This window comes from Streptomyces sp. NPDC092370 (assembly GCF_044755265.1).
Classification (GTDB): Bacteria; Actinomycetota; Actinomycetes; order Streptomycetales; family Streptomycetaceae; genus Streptomyces.
The window spans coordinates 39,641-54,158 of record NZ_JBIVQO010000011.1 but is presented as its reverse complement, the minus strand read 5'-3'; the positions used below and the strand labels follow the sequence as shown (position 1 = coordinate 54,158).

At 70.1% G+C, this 14,518-nt stretch carries 12 protein-coding genes; 3 read left to right on the top strand and 9 right to left on the bottom strand.

Features of this window, described 5'->3' with window-relative positions; all coding sequences use genetic code 11:
• Positions 1–17 precede the first annotated feature (17 nt).
• From ACIQHQ_RS28500 to ACIQHQ_RS28485, 4 genes are all read right to left on the bottom strand, one after another.
• A complete protein-coding gene (locus tag ACIQHQ_RS28500; protein ID WP_402616912.1) occupies positions 18–1,358 on the bottom strand; it encodes a ricin-type beta-trefoil lectin domain protein in 1,341 nt (446 codons plus the stop codon).
• 383 nt (positions 1,359–1,741) lie between these two features.
• A complete protein-coding gene (locus tag ACIQHQ_RS28495) occupies positions 1,742–2,449 on the bottom strand; it encodes a GNAT family N-acetyltransferase (protein WP_402617452.1) in 708 nt (235 codons plus the stop codon).
• Between the two features lie 110 nt (positions 2,450–2,559).
• On the bottom strand, positions 2,560–3,426 hold the full coding sequence (locus tag ACIQHQ_RS28490) for a GDSL-type esterase/lipase family protein (RefSeq protein WP_402616909.1): 867 nt from the start codon (positions 3,424–3,426) through the stop codon (positions 2,560–2,562).
• A gap of 35 nt (positions 3,427–3,461) precedes the next feature.
• Positions 3,462–4,553 carry a rhamnogalacturonan acetylesterase gene (locus ACIQHQ_RS28485; protein ID WP_402616906.1) on the bottom strand — a complete coding sequence of 364 codons (1,092 nt, stop codon included), beginning with the start codon at positions 4,551–4,553 and terminating at the stop codon, positions 3,462–3,464.
• A 384-nt stretch (positions 4,554–4,937) separates the two neighbouring features.
• Between ACIQHQ_RS28485 and ACIQHQ_RS28480 the strand changes: the two genes are divergently transcribed.
• Both ACIQHQ_RS28480 and ACIQHQ_RS28475 read left to right on the top strand, forming a co-directional pair.
• Positions 4,938–5,099 (top strand): hypothetical protein, encoded by a 162-nt coding sequence (locus ACIQHQ_RS28480; RefSeq protein WP_402616903.1) that lies wholly within the window; start codon positions 4,938–4,940, stop codon positions 5,097–5,099.
• A gap of 403 nt (positions 5,100–5,502) precedes the next feature.
• Positions 5,503–7,443, top strand: a complete 1,941-nt coding sequence (locus ACIQHQ_RS28475; RefSeq protein ID WP_402616900.1) for a rhamnogalacturonan lyase — start codon at positions 5,503–5,505, stop codon at positions 7,441–7,443.
• A gap of 191 nt (positions 7,444–7,634) precedes the next feature.
• On the opposite strand, the gene ACIQHQ_RS28470 is transcribed toward ACIQHQ_RS28475, so the two are convergent.
• Positions 7,635–8,117 carry a MarR family winged helix-turn-helix transcriptional regulator gene (locus tag ACIQHQ_RS28470; RefSeq protein WP_402616897.1) on the bottom strand — a complete coding sequence of 161 codons (483 nt, stop codon included), beginning with the start codon at positions 8,115–8,117 and terminating at the stop codon, positions 7,635–7,637.
• Positions 8,118–8,243: 126 nt separating this feature from the next.
• On the opposite strand from ACIQHQ_RS28470, the gene ACIQHQ_RS28465 reads away from it, so the two are divergent.
• Positions 8,244–9,605: a pyridoxal phosphate-dependent decarboxylase family protein gene (locus tag ACIQHQ_RS28465; protein ID WP_402616894.1), complete on the top strand. Its 1,362-nt coding sequence runs from the start codon at positions 8,244–8,246 to the stop codon at positions 9,603–9,605.
• A 16-nt stretch (positions 9,606–9,621) separates the two neighbouring features.
• On the opposite strand, the gene ACIQHQ_RS28460 is transcribed toward ACIQHQ_RS28465, so the two are convergent.
• Genes ACIQHQ_RS28460 through ACIQHQ_RS28445 form a run of 4 tightly spaced genes read right to left on the bottom strand, consistent with a single transcriptional unit; the run spans position 9,622 to position 14,446 of the window.
• Complete coding sequence (locus tag ACIQHQ_RS28460; RefSeq protein ID WP_402616891.1) at positions 9,622–11,364, bottom strand: MGH1-like glycoside hydrolase domain-containing protein; 1,743 nt, start codon at positions 11,362–11,364, stop codon at positions 9,622–9,624.
• A 31-nt stretch (positions 11,365–11,395) separates the two neighbouring features.
• On the bottom strand, positions 11,396–12,214 hold the full coding sequence (locus ACIQHQ_RS28455) for a carbohydrate ABC transporter permease (protein WP_402616888.1): 819 nt from the start codon (positions 12,212–12,214) through the stop codon (positions 11,396–11,398).
• A complete protein-coding gene (locus tag ACIQHQ_RS28450; protein WP_402616885.1) occupies positions 12,211–13,194 on the bottom strand; it encodes a carbohydrate ABC transporter permease in 984 nt (327 codons plus the stop codon). Before ACIQHQ_RS28450 ends, ACIQHQ_RS28455 begins: the two co-directional genes overlap by 4 nt.
• 10 nt (positions 13,195–13,204) lie before the next feature.
• Positions 13,205–14,446: an extracellular solute-binding protein gene (locus ACIQHQ_RS28445; protein ID WP_402616882.1), complete on the bottom strand. Its 1,242-nt coding sequence runs from the start codon at positions 14,444–14,446 to the stop codon at positions 13,205–13,207.
• Positions 14,447–14,518: the final 72 nt, after the last annotated feature.

Here is a 14,518-nt window from a genome sequence, read left to right as displayed (position 1 = left end):
GCCGGAACCGATCCGCGTCACCCGAGGGTCCAGCGTTGGCCGGCTTCGCCGTTGCAGTTCCACAGGACCGCCCGGGTCCCGTTGGCGGTACCGGAGCCGGACGCGTCCAGGCACAGGCCGGAGCGGGCGCTGGTGATCGTGCCGTCGGCGTTGACGCTCCAGCGTTGGTTCTGGCCACCGTGACAGTCCCAGATGACCGCCCGCGTGCCCGCGGAGGTGCCCGAGGCCTCGGCGTCCAGGCACTTTCCGCCGTACACGCGCAGCTCGCCGGCGTCGGTGCGGGTCCACTTCTGGCCGGCGCGGTCCAGGCAGTCCCACAACTGCGCCTGAGTGCCGTTGGTCTGCGAGGAGTTCGGCACGTCCAGGCAGCGGCCGGAGCCGGCACCCACGATCTTGCCGCCGGCCGGCTGCGGGGTCGTGCCGCCCGGCGGCACGTAGGGGCACTTGGTCTTCGACCGGGAGATGTTGCCGCGGTCCGCCAGCGACGGGCACAGGAACTGGGTGTAGCGGGTGTCGTTGTCGAGGAAGATCTTGAGCCAGGGGATCGTACGGCGCGTCACGTTGGAGTTGCCCCAGGTGGGGAAGCCGTGGCCACCCCCGGCGAGCTCGATGAAGGCGCTCTGCGTGGCCGCCGGCATGCCGCCGTAGAGACCGTCGAGGTAGGACGGGGTGACCGTGCCGTCGTCCCGGGCACCCATGATCATCGTCGGGACGCGCAGGGCGGACAGGTTCTGCGAGGGCGAGAACGGCGCGAGCGCGAGGGCCGCCTTCAGGGACGGTCGCCGTACGGCCGCGCTGATGGCGCCGCCGCCGCCCATGGAGTGGCCGAGCACGCCCAGCCGGCCGGGGTCGACGCGGTCGCGTACCGGGCTCTTCTGGGTGAGGTAGTCCAGCGCGGCGAGGAGCTGGGTTCCCCGGGCGGTGTCGTAATCGGTGGGGCTGTTGGTGTCGATGCCGATGACGACGAACCCGAAGGAGGCGAGCCAGGGCCCCATCCAGGCGCCTTCGGCGCTCCACCGGGCGGTGTAGCCGGGCACGGCGGCGATCGCGCCCCAGGTGCCCTTGCTGGTGTCGGTCGGATAGTAGATCTTGCCGCCGTTGAAGCCGTTGCCGGGCGAGACGGTGATCTCCGCGGTGGCGAACGTGCCCCGCTGAGCCGCGACGCTGCTCAGCGTGGGGGCCGGGCCCCGCTCGTAGGGGTTGTCCGCTGCCGCCACGCGGGCGGGCCCTTGTCGCTGCGGCGCCGGCTGCGCGGACACCGGCTGGAGCGAGAGGAGTGTGGCGAGCAGGCCGGTGACGGCTGTGACCAGAGCGGTCCTCAGCCCGAGCGTCCTGCTTCTCTGCCGGGGTATCTGCATGGTCCTGTTCCTCCTTGCCCGCGCCCTGTCCGAGGAGGGCGGGGCGGTACGCGAGTGGGGGGTGCGCGAACAGGTGCTCTGGGAGCGCTCCCAGGTCAGGTGAGCGTAGGGAGACTCCTGACGTGCCGTCAAGAATCCTGTCGGGATTTGTTGTTCGGACCTGTTGAGATCCATGGGTGTCCGCCCGGCGGCGGCCACGATGCCGGGCACCACGTGCCGGGCCGGGCGCCATCCGGGACGCAGTGCCGCCTCGCGTCCTCGACCGTCAACGGTCCCTGCCGTCGTCGGCTCGCCGCATGGTTGGGGCGGAACCTTTCGGACGCAAGCGCTTTACCAGGCCCGCGCCACCGCCCGGGGCGGGCGGCAGAGGCGGATCCGACGGCTCACGGGGTGCGGAAACCGCGGAACGTCACGTGCTTGCGGGTGTCGAACCCGAGCCGCTGGTAGAGCGCGAGCGCGCCGCTGTTCGCCTCGGCCACGTGCAGGAAGGGGCGTTCACCGCGCGCCACGATGCGTGCGATGAGCGCGCGCAGCAGGCGGACCGCGTGGCCTTGCCCGCGTGCGTCGGGGGCGGTGCAGACGGCGCTGATCTCGGTCCAGCCGGGAGGCCTCAGCCGCTCCCCCACCATCGCCAGGAGTGTGCCGCCCTCGCGGACGCCGAGGTAGGTGCCCAGTTCGTGCGTGCGCGGCCAGAAGGGCCCCGGGCGGGTCCGCTCGATGAGGTCGAGCATCTCGGGCACGCTCTCCACGCCGAGTTCGACGACGCCGGAGCCGAGCTCGGCGGGAGAGGGGTCGGGGCTGCTGTCGCCGGTCCAGATCATCTGGCGGCCTTCGAGGACGAAGACCGGCTCCCAGTCCGACGGCGGCAGGACCGGGCAGCTGAACATGTCGGCGAACTCGCCCGGTCCCAGCAGCTTCGCCAGGTCCGCCCATGCTTCGGCGTCCGGCTCGGCGGACACCGCGGAGAAGGTCGCGACCGTGGGTTCGTAGGTGAGGGCGCCGCCGAGCCGGCGGGCGAGATGTGCGTGGTGCCCGCGGAGCGATTCGCCCACCGGGTCGTCGAGTGCGGCGGCGTCACTGAGCCCCGTCATCGCGCTGTGCCCTTCCTGCCCTCGGCCGAGCCGGTCGGCCGGGAGGCCGACGCGGCGTCTTCGGATGCCGACAGCCATGCTAGTCAGCCCCTCACGACCGGCTGTCGGCACTACCTGAGGTACGCGGCGAGCGGGAGGTTCTGCCGGCGCACGTCACCGGCGACGAGTCCGGCGATCCGCTGCGCGCCGTAACTCTCGAAGTGGGTGTGGTCGTTGCAGAAGAAGGCGCCCACGGGTCCCGATCCGTAGTCGCCGTTGTGCGGGCAAAAGCGCAGGCTGTTGTAGAGGGAGACACTGAGCGACTGCAGGTCGACGACCGGTGCCCTGGTGGCGGAGCCGACGGCGAAGGTCTCGTTCACGAAGCCGCGGTTCTTCGTCGCCGTGCTTCCGGAGCAGGTGATCGCGGCGACCGGCGTGAGCAGCACGGGGTGCGCTCCCCGTGCCAGGGCGGCCTGCACCATCGTGGTCATCAGCTGCCGGTAGCGGGTCGGGCCGACGTGCCGGGGGCAGGTCGAGGAGGAGTCGTTGATGCCGAACTGGATGAACAGGTAGTCGCCCGCCTTCATCCCGGTGCTCGCGTTCAGCATCGACTGCCAGCGTGACGAGTAGCCGTTGGACGTGAGCCGGCACTCGCCGTCCGAGCCCTTGGTGCCGCTGACGTTCCCCTCGTACATCCAGGTCTGGATGCTGCGGCCTCCCACGGCCTGGTTCCTGACGGTGACATCGGCGTTGAACAGGGCGTCGAACTGGCTGCCCCAGCCGACCGGGCAGCGGGCGGAGCCAGGGTTGGCCATGGTGGAGTCGCCGGCCAGCCACACGGTGACCGGCTGGGCGGCAGCGCGGGCGGCGGTGGCGGCGGTGGCCGAGTTGCCGGAGCAGTGCGTCGCGGCGCCGTCGGCCGCTGAGGCCGCACCGAGTCCGAGGCTCGACAGGGCGATCACCAGCACGGTGGTGACGACGGTCCGTAGGTTCTTCATCGGTTCCCTCCCGGGGACGGTGTCCCTTGCATCGGTCAGCGCAGATGGGCGGCCAGGGGCAGGTTCTGCTCCCGGACGGCCTGGAGCAGCAGCCCGCCCATCTGGGTCGCGCCGTACTGGGAGAAGTGAGTGTTGTCCGTGACGCCGTCGACGGAGGAGCGGAGGAAGAGCTGTGCGGAGGCCGACGGTCCGAGGGATTCGATCAGCGCCTTGCTCCGGGCGGTCAGGTCGATCACCGGGACCCGCTGCGCCGTACCGACCGCGCGCATCTCGGCCGGCAGGTTCACACCGACACCGTTGACGTGCAGGGCGGTGGAGGTGAGCCGGTTGCCGTCGAACAGCCGGCGGACCGGTGGCGTCACCAGGATTGGCACGCCGCCCTTGGCACGGACCCGCGAAATCATGGTGGTGAGGTTGTTCCGGTAGGCGGACGCGCTGGTCTGCTTGTCGTTGTGGCCGAACTGGATGAAGACCGGGTCGTTCGCCTTGACCTTGGCCAGCAGTGCGGGGAAGAGTGCCGAGTTGCCGAGGAAGCTTCCCGAACTCTCGCCGGAGTCACCGTAGTTGGCGATGGCCGCACCGGGACGTACCGCGGACGTGATCATCTGCCCCCAGCCGGTGTACGGAGCGGTCGGCTGGTCGCACATGGTCGAGTCACCGGCCAGGTAGGCGACCAGTGGCTGCGAGGCAGGCTTCACCGAGACGGCCGAGACCTGAGGGCCGGAGCCGGTGAAGCGCAGGTCGAGGCCGGGGTTGCCGGTGCCCCCCTGGCCGGTCGGCTGCCCTTCCGGCTGGCGCACGTTGATGATGAACGAGTAGGTGGCGACGGCTCCGGCCGCCGTTCTGGTGGCAGGGAGCATCAGCCGCCGGGCCTCCGCCCACATCTCGGTCTGTCCGGCCGAGGCGCCGCCGACGGAGACCGTGACGTCGTAGTTCCCCGGCGCGACGCCGTAGTGGCAGGTGATCGCCGAGGTGCCGGAACAACCGGCGGGCAGCGCGCGTGGCGCGGCGGAGGCGGTGTGGGCCGCGCCTGTGCCGGCCAGGACCGCAAGGGTCAGCAGGCCCGCCGTCGCCAGCCGGGCGCCCTGTCGGCCAACGCCCTTCAACGGCATGTTCATTACACTCATGAGTCCGTCCTTCATCACCGGGAGGTAGAGGGCGGGGTGGCGGCACGCAGGCCGCGGATCACCTCGCCCGGTTCGCGTGGCTCAGGCCTGGGTGAAGCCGTTCATGATGGAGGTGGGTCGCTTGCCGGCGGAGTCCCAGGCACCCATGCGGTAGCCGGTGAACGGAGACATGCACTCCGGCTCCCGGTAGAAAATGCCCTGCCCCCGGCGGCCTTCAGCGCCTTGGTGTAGGCGACCAGCGCGGCCTGGGTGGAGGAGATCCGCTCCACCCGGCCCCCGAACTCGCTCCGCAGGAATGGTTTCCCGTCGGCGGCGGCGATCTTCCGCATGTTCTCCACGATCCCCGGGGCGACGTCTGCGCTGCCGTAGGAGGAGAACACGGACATGCCCCACTCGCCGCCGCTGGCGGCGAAGCGGCTGAAGAACGTCGTCACCACGTCGTACTTCTGCGGCTGGGCCAGGTGGATGCACACCGTCGAGTCGGGGGACACCGCCTTGACCGAGCAGTGTCCGGCGGCCGATCCGAGCGGGAGCAGGAATCGGTGACATGGTCGCTCCTCCCTTCCCGCCGGCCGCGCGTGGGACGTCGCGGCCGGCGGGCAGCGGGTTGTGGGGGGTGGAGTTTCCGGGACTGGGGAGATCCGCCTGCCCATGCTGGGAGCGTTCACAAACTGGTGGGGGGCACGAGACGCTCCTCCTCGAAGGGAAAGCTGGCCGGTGCGGGAATCTCTATCAACTGCCTTGCCAGGCGCCTGTGTTCACGAGCGGGGCGAGCAGTTCGACGGCCTTCGACCCGAGTTGCCCACTGAGGCGCTCCCGCAGTGTTCAAGGCCCGCCATCCGGCTGTCAATCCATAGGGCACGAGAAACTCACGGATCTGAACAGGCCCGAACAGTGGACTGGACAGAATCCTTGACGAGGCATCAGCCCGTTCTTACGCTCCCTCCACATGGGAGCGTTCCCATACCCCCACGCCCCGGAGGCCACCGTGACCGACTCGCACCGGCGTCCCCGCACCACGCCACGACCGTGGCGATCACCCCACCGGCCGGGCGGCCGGCTCGTCAGCGGCGTATTCGCCGCCACACTGGCCGTCTCCGCACTCGTCGCACTGCCGCAGCCCGCGCAAGCGGCGACCGCCAGGCAGGTCGAAAAGCTCGACCGCGGCCTGTCCAGCGTGCACACCGGCAGCGGAAACCTGGTGTCATGGCGGTGGCTGGCGACCGACCCGAACGACGTGTCGTTCAACGTCTACCGGGGCGGCACCAGACTCAACCCCTCGCCCGTCACCGCCTCGACGAACTACTTCGACGCGGGCGCCGCGGCCTCGGCCGACTACACGGTGCGTGCCGTCGTCAACGGCACCGAGCAGGCCGCTTCCCCGCCCGCGGTCCAGTTCCGCACGGGCTACAAGGACGTGCCGATCTCCCCGCCCGCGGGCGGTACCGCTCCGGGCAACTCGGCCTACACCTACGAGGCCAACGACGCCTCCGTCGGCGACCTCGACGGCGACGGCGCCCTGGACCTGGTTCTGAAGTGGCAGCCCACCAACGCCAAGGACAACTCCCAGTCCGGCTACACCGGTAACACCATCGTCGACGGCATCAAACTCGACGGCACCCGGCTGTGGCGCATCGACCTGGGCCGCAACATCCGTTCCGGCGCGCACTACACGCAGTTCCAGGTGTACGACTACGACGGCGACGGCAAGGCCGAAGTCGCCATGAAAACCGCCGACGGCACCCGCGACGGCACCGGCGCGATCATCGGCAGCTCCTCCGCCGACCACCGCAACTCCAGCGGCTACATCCTGTCCGGGCCCGAGTTCCTGACGATGTTCAACGGCCAGACGGGCAAGGCGATGCAGAGTGTCGACTACGTCCCCGGGCGCGGCACCGTCTCCTCCTGGGGCGACAACTACGGCAACCGCGTCGACCGCTTCCTGGCCGGCACCGCCTACCTCGACGGCGCCCGCCCCTCGCTGATCATGGCGCGGGGCTACTACACCCGGTCGGTGATAGCCGCCTGGGACTGGCGCAACGGCGCCTTCACCCGCCGCTGGACCTTCGACACCAGTTCCTCCAGCAACAGCGGCAAGGGCTATGACGGCCAGGGCAACCACAGCCTGTCCATCGCCGATGTCGACGCCGACGGCAAGGACGAGATCGTCTACGGCGCGATGACCGTCGACGACAACGGCAGCGGACTGTGGACCACCAGGCTGGGCCACGGCGATGCCGGCCACGTCGGCGACCTCAACCCCTCCCGTCCGGGCCTGGAGTACTTCAAGGTCTCCGAGGACTCCAGCAAACCCGGCTCCTGGATGGCCGACGCGCGCACGGGTGCGAGGCTGTGGCAGACGGCGTCGGGCTCCGACAACGGCCGGGGCGTCGCCGCCGACATTTACCCCGGCAGCGCGGGGGCCGAGGCCTGGTCCGCCACCGACACCACCCTGCGCTCCGCCACCGGAGCCTCCCTGGGCAGGGAGCCGTCCAGCATCAACTTCCTGTCCTGGTGGGACGGCGACCCCGTCCGTGAGCTCCTCGACGGCACCCGCATCGACAAGTACGGCACCTCCGGCGACACCCGGCTGCTCACCGGCTCCGGCGTCGCGTCCAACAACGGCACAAAGTCCACTCCGGCCCTGTCCGGTGACATCCTCGGCGACTGGCGCGAGGAGGTCGTCTGGCGCACCGGGGACAACAGGGCGCTGCGGATCTACTCCACCCCACGCGAGACCAACACGAAGATCACGACCCTGCTCCACGACACCCAGTACCGCACGGCGCTGGCCTGGCAGAACACCGCATACAACCAGCCCCCGCACCCGAGCTTCTTCATCGGCAACGCCATGCCGACGGCTCCTCGCCCGACCGTCTACACTCCCTGACCCACCTGCTGCGCGGACATGTGCCTCTCCTGCGATCCCAGGAGAGGCACATGTCCGCGAACGGCCGACGACGAGGGACCGCGGCGGAGTGCGTGCATGGCGGTGCGCCGGGATTCCGGTCCGTGTTCCTCTGGAAAGGCTCGTCGACGCCTCCTCTCACCCGCGACGGCCCCCTACCGCCCGTAGTCGTTTCAGCTGTCGCGCAGCGCCGTCTCGATCTGGCCCAGGGAGCGGGTCAGCCGTCCGTAGTCGGCAGGGGGCACCGGTGTCACGAAGTACCGCTCGACGACCTGCGCGTGGACGGCGGCGGCCCGGAGGAACACCGCACGGCCGTGATCGGTCGTCTCGACCAGGACGCTTCTGCGGTCCCCGGGGGCCGGCTGGCGCCGCACCAGGCCGGCGCCCTCCATGCGGTCGATCAGCCGGGTGATGCCACTGCTGGTGAGCGTCAGGTCGTCGGCGAGCCTGCGCTGTGAGATCTCCTCGTCCGGGTGCCGGCAGAGTCGGATGAGGACCTCGAACATCGTGTGGCTGACCTGGCACTCCTTGCGCAGCGCCGTGTCGATCCGGTGTTCCAGGCGGGTGGCGGCCTTGATCAGCAGTCCGAAGTCGTGCACGAGCCTGCTGTCGGCGGCGCGGGCCGCTTCGTCGTTGTCTCGTTTCGCGGGGTTCACCCGGCCGACTTTACTGCTTCTTCACCTACTGTCGTCTCAATTACTGAACAATCAATTGCTGAGCAGTCAACTACCTCCTATGGTCGACACCCACCACCCCAGTACGTCGGCAAGAGAGGGAGATCAGTGGACCTGCAGCACTGGCTCGGCCGGGCCAACGACGCGATCAACCAGTGGTCCGACACGTTCGGTCCCTACGAGCAGCACCCGTCCCTCCTCGTCGACGACGACCGTTTCGCCGCCGCCTTCGAGGAGCTCACCGGGAGACTGAAGGAGAACTATCCCTTCTTCCACCCGCGCTACGCGGGGCAGATGCTCAAGCCCCCGCACCCGGCGGCGATCGTCGGCCACCTCACCACCATGCTGATCAACCCCAACAACCACGCGCTGGACGGCGGCCCCGCCACCGCCCGCATGGAACGCGAGGCCGTCGCCCGACTGGCCACGATGTTCGGCTACGACACCCACCTCGGCCACCTCACCACCAGCGGCACGATCGCCAACCTGGAGGCCCTCTTCGTCGCCCGCGAGCTGCACCCCGGCCGCGGCATCGCCTACAGCGCCGACGCCCACTACACCCACGGCCGCATGTGCCACGTCCTGGGGATGAAGGGGTACCCGATCCCGACCGACGACCGCGGGCGCATCAGCCTCGACGCACTCGAGGACATCCTGCGGACGGGAGAGGTGGGCACGGTCGTCCTCACCGCCGGCACGACCGGCCTCGGAGCCGTGGACCCGATCCACCACGCCCTCCCCCTCAGGGAGCGCTACGGTGTCCGGCTCCACGTCGACGCGGCCTACGGCGGCTTCTTCACGCTGCTCGCCGGCGCCGAAGGACCGGAGGGGCTCCCCTCCCAGCCCTGGCGTGCGATCGCCCGGTGCGACTCGATCGTCGTCGATCCGCACAAACACGGACTCCAGCCCTACGGCTGCGGTGCCGTCCTGTTCCGCGACCCCGAGGTGGGCCGCTTCTACCTGCACGACTCGCCCTACACCTACTTCACCTCCAGCGAGCTCCACCTCGGCGAGATCAGCCTGGAGTGCTCCCGCGCCGGCGCCTCGGCCGCCGCCCTGTGGCTCACCTTCCAGGTCCTCCCGCCCACCCCCGACAAACTCGGCCGCGTCCTCGGGGCCGGCCGCCGGGCCGCCCTGCGCTGGGCCGACCTGATCACCGCCTCCGACGCACTGGAGCTGTACCAGCAGCCGGAGTTGGACATCGTCGGCTACTTCCCGGCGGTGAAACCCGCCGCCCTCACCGCCGTCGACGCGGCGTCCGCGCGGGTCCTGGCCGACGGCATGGCGGAACCCGACCCCGTGTTCCTGAGCACCCTCAAGGCCGACCGCGACGCGTTCACCGCGCGCCACCCGAAGATCACCGCCGACGCCGACGGCGCACGCATCCTCCGCAGCGTCCTGATGAAGCCCGAGTCCGAGGACCATGTGGAGCGCCTCCACGACCGGGTCGAGCGGCTCGCCCGGTCATGAGCGCATGCCCCGGCGTTCACGTCAGGGCATGGTCACCTCGGCGTACGTGCGCCTCCGCGAGGAGGAGGTAGCTGCCCGCGGTCCAGGTGTAGGCGCGGTCGCGCAGGCCCGTCCCGGTGAGGGCGTCGAAGTTCTCGGCGAAGCCGTGGTTCTCGCACAGGGCGCGGAAGCGGGTGCTGATGTCGTCCGCCAGGCGGTGGTGGCCGGCGCGGCGCAGGCCGTCCTCGATGAGGACGGTGGCGGGGGCCCAGATGGGGCCGCGCCAATAGCCGTCGTCGAGGTAGTGGGGCGAGGTGGGCAGTTCGGTGGCGAGACCGTAGGGGGTCAGGTGCGCCTTGATATGGCCGGCCAGGGCGCCGCTGACGTCGCCCGGCAGATGCTCCCCGAGCACGATCGGCATCAGGTCGAGGAGACTGGCGCTGCTCCAGGTGTCCCCCGTGCCGACGCCCCGGGCGACGAACCGGTCGCCGCTCCAGAGGTGCTCCAGCAACGCCGCCTGGGTCTCCTCGGCGGCCCGCTTCCACCGCCCGGCCTCGTCCGTTCGGTCCAACTCCTTGGCCAGTTCGGCGAGTTCATGGAGCTGAAGGACGAGGAAGGCGGACAGGTCCGCGCTCTCGACCACCCGCTCGGGGTCGAAGGTGGTGGCGTTGTCCCAGCCGCTGTCGTTGCCGTGCTGGTAGTGGGGGAAGGCGGCACCAGGGGCGCGCCGGGCGGTGAGCCAGAAGTTCGTCCAGCGTTCCAGCCGGTGGTAGACCTCGGCCAGGTCGGCCGGGCCGGGGGGCGTCGGCAGACGGCGGCGCAGGTGCCCGAAGGCCCAGCCGTGGATGGGCGGTTTGACGAAGTTGTAGAGGACCTCGGAGTGGGTCACGGAGTCCGGCAGGGCGCCGCTGCCGTCCTGGTGGTCGAAGGGCAGCGCGAACTGGTCCCGGGCCAGTTCCGGGCAACCGGGGGCCAGCGCGAGGGCGTTGAAGCAGTGGTCCCAGCTCCACACCTTGTCCATCCAGTGCTTGGACATCAGCACCGCGGGCCGGGTGACGAGGCCCATCGGGCGTACGGTGGCCGACCAGATGACGTAGGCGGCCAGTTCGGCGGCCGGGGTGGCGGACGAGCGCCAGGGGGCGACGGCGTCCACGAACTGGGTGAACGCGCGTCGCCCGGCTGCCACGATCTCGTCGAAGGCCGCCGCGGACGTGTACGGCGGGCGAGCCGCGTCGAGTTCCTCGATCGCGATCTCCCAGGTCCCGCCCGTCTCCGCGGTGGTGGCGAGACCGCGTTCGGCACTGCCCAGCGCCTGGGCTCCGGCGATGTCGGCGGTGCCGGACAGCACGGTGACGCGGTACCGGCGTCCGGTCTCGTAGGACGTGAACACGGGGGCGTCGGCGGCGGCGTCGTGGAAGAAGTAGGTTCCGCTGAACGGTGTCAGGATCTGAGCGGCCGCTCGTACGGCGATCCCCAGGCCGCTCCCGCGCAGCCGTACGGTGTCCGGCGACTCGTAGGCGAGGTCGACGCGTCCGCCCACGCCGATCCAGCTGAGCAGGCCCGGTCTCGCCTCCACGCGGGTCTCGGCCCGGTCACCCGTCACGGGGTCCAGCGGTGTCAGGCGCAGAACGGCGTGCATGCCGTTCTGGTGGGAGACGAGGTGGAGATCCTCGGCGTACGTCTTCTCCGCCACCACGGGCGAGATGCCGAACCAGGATCCGTACGTGCTGAACGGGATGTCCTGAACGGAGAAGGCCGGGCCGGAATGGTCGGCGGTCATGAAAGGTCACTCGTTTCTCGAGCAGGGTGGGTCAGTCCTTGACCGCGCCGGCCGTCACGCCGGCGGCGACATAGCGCTGGGCCAGGACGAGGATGACCGCGGCGGGCAGCGAGGCCACGACGGCGGTGGCCATGATGGCGTTCCACTCCTGGTTGTTGTTGCCGATGTAGTGGTAGATGCCGAGCGTGATCGGCTCGTGCGCCCCGCCGTTGACCAGCGTGCTGGCGAAGACGAAGTCGGACCAGGACCACAGGAACGCGAAGAGCGACACCGTGACGACGGCGTTGCGGCTCATCGGCAGGACGATCGACCAGAAGGTGCGCACCGGGCCGGCGCCGTCCGTCCGGGCCGCCTGGAGCAGTTCCCCGGGGATGCCGGACATGAACGCGGTGAAGATGAGCACCGCGAAGGGGACGGCCAGGGTGGAGTCGGCGACGATCAGGCCGGGGACGGACTGGAGCAGGCCGAGCTGGAGGTAGATGGCGTAGAAGCCCATCGCCATGATGATGCCGGGGATCATCTGCGCGGCGAGCAGGAGGAAGCTCAGCACTCCTCCGCCGCGCGGGCGCAGTTTGGCCAGGGCGTAGCCGGCCGGGGCGGACAGGGCCACGGTCAAGGTGACGGTGCCCAGGCCGATGGCCAGGCTGGTGGCGAGGTAGGGCAGCTGCTCGTCGAGGACGGTGCGGTAGCCGGCCAGGGTGCCGTGGACGGGGAACAGGCCGGGCGGGGACTTGCGCATGTCCTGGTCGCGGGTGAGGGACACGTTGAGCATCCAGTAGACCGGGAAGAGCATGATCGCGGTCAGCAGGATGCCGAGGGTCGTCTTTCCCCAGGTGCGTCGGCTTTTCATGAGTACGCCTGCTTTCGCTGGACCCTCGTGTAGACCAGGCCGAACACCAGGGCGGCCACCACCAGCAGGTTGCCGACGGCCGCGCCCGGTCCGAAGGCGGGCAGCAGGTTGCCGAAGCCGAGCTGATAGGACCAGGTGGCGAGGGTCGTGGACGCGTCGGCCGGGCCGCCTTTGGTCATGATCCAGATGATGTCGAAGACCTTCAGCGTGTAGACCAGCCCGAGGAGCAGGGTGATCGCGGAGACCGGGCGCAGCAGGGGGAAGGTGATGCTCCAGAAGCGGCGCCAGGGCCCCGCCCCGTCGAGGGCCGCCGCCTCGTACAGGCCGGCCGGGATGGACTGCAGGCCGCTGTAGAGCACGACCAGGTTGAACGGGACGCCGATCCAGATGTTCGCGATGATCACCGAGGTCAGCGACCAGGAGGGTGACGTCAGCCAGTTGACGGGGTCGGCGCCCACGGCGTGCAGCGCCGCGTTGACGATGCCGGATTCGCTGTTGAGCATCCACGACCAGGTCGAGGCCGACACGATCAGCGGCAGCAGCCAGGGGACGAGGAACAGGGCCCGCAAGGTCGCCGACAGCCGGAAGTGCTGGTTGAAGAAGACGGCGAGGGCCAGGCCGATGGCGTACTGGAAGGCCAGGCAGACGCCGGTGAAGACCACGGTGTGCAGCAGGGCCGGAGCGAAGGTCGGGTCGTCGAAGACCTTCTGGTAGTTCTGCAGGCCGGTGAACGGCGCATCGCCCCGGACGAAGGAGCGGACGGTGTAGTCGCGCAGGCTCAGGTCGAGGTTGCGGTAGAGCGGATAGGCGTAGAAGAGGACGAGGTAGAGCGTCACCGGGGTGAGGAAGGCCCAGGCCGCCCACTGCGGGGAGCCCGGCCGGCGGCGGGTCGTGGTGCGGTCCGGGGGCGGGGCGGCGTGGGCCGCCCCGTTCCGGGGCCGCACGGACCGGTGGTCCGGCGGGTGGATGGTCTGCTTCATCGGTGCCATGTCACTTGACCGCGGCCTGGGCTGACGTCAGCGCGTCCTTGGGCGACGTGGACCCGCTGAGCGCGGACTGCACGGCCTTCCACATCTGCTCGGAGATCTTGGGGTACTTGGTGCCCAGGTCGTCGCTGGTGCGGCCCTTGGCCGCCTTGACCGCGTCGACCCACGGCGTGAGCGCGGGGTCGGCCGCCACCTGCTTCTTGCGGACCTCGTCGGTGGGAGCGACGTAGGAGAGGGTGGTGTCGGTGTCGTACAGGTTGGTCGTGCTGGTCAGACAGCTCGTGAGCTTGCTCGTGGTGGTGTAGCGGGCGGTGTCGCCCTGGACGGGGACGGTGACGAACTCGCCGCCCGTCGGGGCCGCGGCGGCGCCTCCGCCGGAGGCGGGTATGGGCAGGACTCCGTAGTCGAGTCCGGCCTTCTTGGCGGCCGCGAGCTGCCAGGTGCCGTTCTCGGCGAAGGCGTAGTCGCCGCTCGCGAACTCCTGCCAGCTGGTCGTCTGGGTGTTGTTGAGCACGGAGTTGGGGGCGTAGCCCTTGTCGAGCCAGTTCTTCCACAGGGACAGCGCGGAGACGGCCTGGGCGGAGTCGAGTTCCGTCAGCTTCGCGCCGGAGCCCCAGAACCACGGCAGGAACTGGAAACTGCCCTCCTCCGTGCCGATCGCGGAGAAGGTGATGCCCTTCTTGCCCGCCTTCTCGACCTTGTCCAGGGCTGCCGTCAGCGACTTCCAGTCCTTGACGGAGGTGATGTCGACGCCGGCCTCCTTCAGGACCTTCTTGTTGTAGTAGAGCGCGAGGGTGTTGGCGCCGATGGGGGTGCCGTAGGTCTTGCCGCCCGACTGGCCGGCGGCTAGGAGGTTGGGGTCCACGGCGGAGGTGTCGAGCTTGTTGTCGCCGGTCGTGGTGAGCACGCCCGCCTCGGCGAGGGTCGACACCACCGGGTTGTCGACGATGAGTACGTCCGGGGAGTTGCCCTGCTGGGCCGCGAGCAGCGTCTTGTTGGCGAGGTCGCTGGTGTCGAAGCCGGTCCGCTTGACCTTCACACCGGCCTCGGCGCCGCAGGCGTCCAGCAGCTTCACCCAGGCCGAGCCCTTGGCGAACTGCGGGTAGGGGTCCCAGATGGTGTAGGTGCCGCTGTCCGCGCCCTTGGTGCCGGTGCTGCCCGAGCCGGAGGAGCAGGCGGTGCCGGCGGCGGCGAGGACCGTCGAGAGTGTCACTGCGGCGAGGCGCCGTCTGGAGGAGGTGCGCATGGCGGGTTCCTTCGTTCTTGGCACAGGGGTGCCGTGGCAGGGGCGGCATGAGGGGAGCGGGCACACCGGAGG

Coding starts and splice junctions, on each gene's coding strand:
- ACIQHQ_RS28500 (WP_402616912.1), bottom strand. CDS start 1,358: ATGCAGATACCCCGGCAGAGAAGCAGGACGCTCGGGCTGAGGACCGCT.
- ACIQHQ_RS28495 (WP_402617452.1), bottom strand. CDS start 2,449: ATGACGGGGCTCAGTGACGCCGCCGCACTCGACGACCCGGTGGGCGAA.
- ACIQHQ_RS28490 (WP_402616909.1), bottom strand. CDS start 3,426: ATGAAGAACCTACGGACCGTCGTCACCACCGTGCTGGTGATCGCCCTG.
- ACIQHQ_RS28485 (WP_402616906.1), bottom strand. CDS start 4,553: ATGAGTGTAATGAACATGCCGTTGAAGGGCGTTGGCCGACAGGGCGCC.
- ACIQHQ_RS28480 (WP_402616903.1), top strand. CDS start 4,938: ATGCCCCACTCGCCGCCGCTGGCGGCGAAGCGGCTGAAGAACGTCGTC.
- ACIQHQ_RS28475 (WP_402616900.1), top strand. CDS start 5,503: ATGGGAGCGTTCCCATACCCCCACGCCCCGGAGGCCACCGTGACCGAC.
- ACIQHQ_RS28460 (WP_402616891.1), bottom strand. CDS start 11,364: ATGACCGCCGACCATTCCGGCCCGGCCTTCTCCGTTCAGGACATCCCG.
- ACIQHQ_RS28455 (WP_402616888.1), bottom strand. CDS start 12,214: ATGAAAAGCCGACGCACCTGGGGAAAGACGACCCTCGGCATCCTGCTG.
- ACIQHQ_RS28450 (WP_402616885.1), bottom strand. CDS start 13,194: ATGAAGCAGACCATCCACCCGCCGGACCACCGGTCCGTGCGGCCCCGG.
- ACIQHQ_RS28445 (WP_402616882.1), bottom strand. CDS start 14,446: ATGCGCACCTCCTCCAGACGGCGCCTCGCCGCAGTGACACTCTCGACG.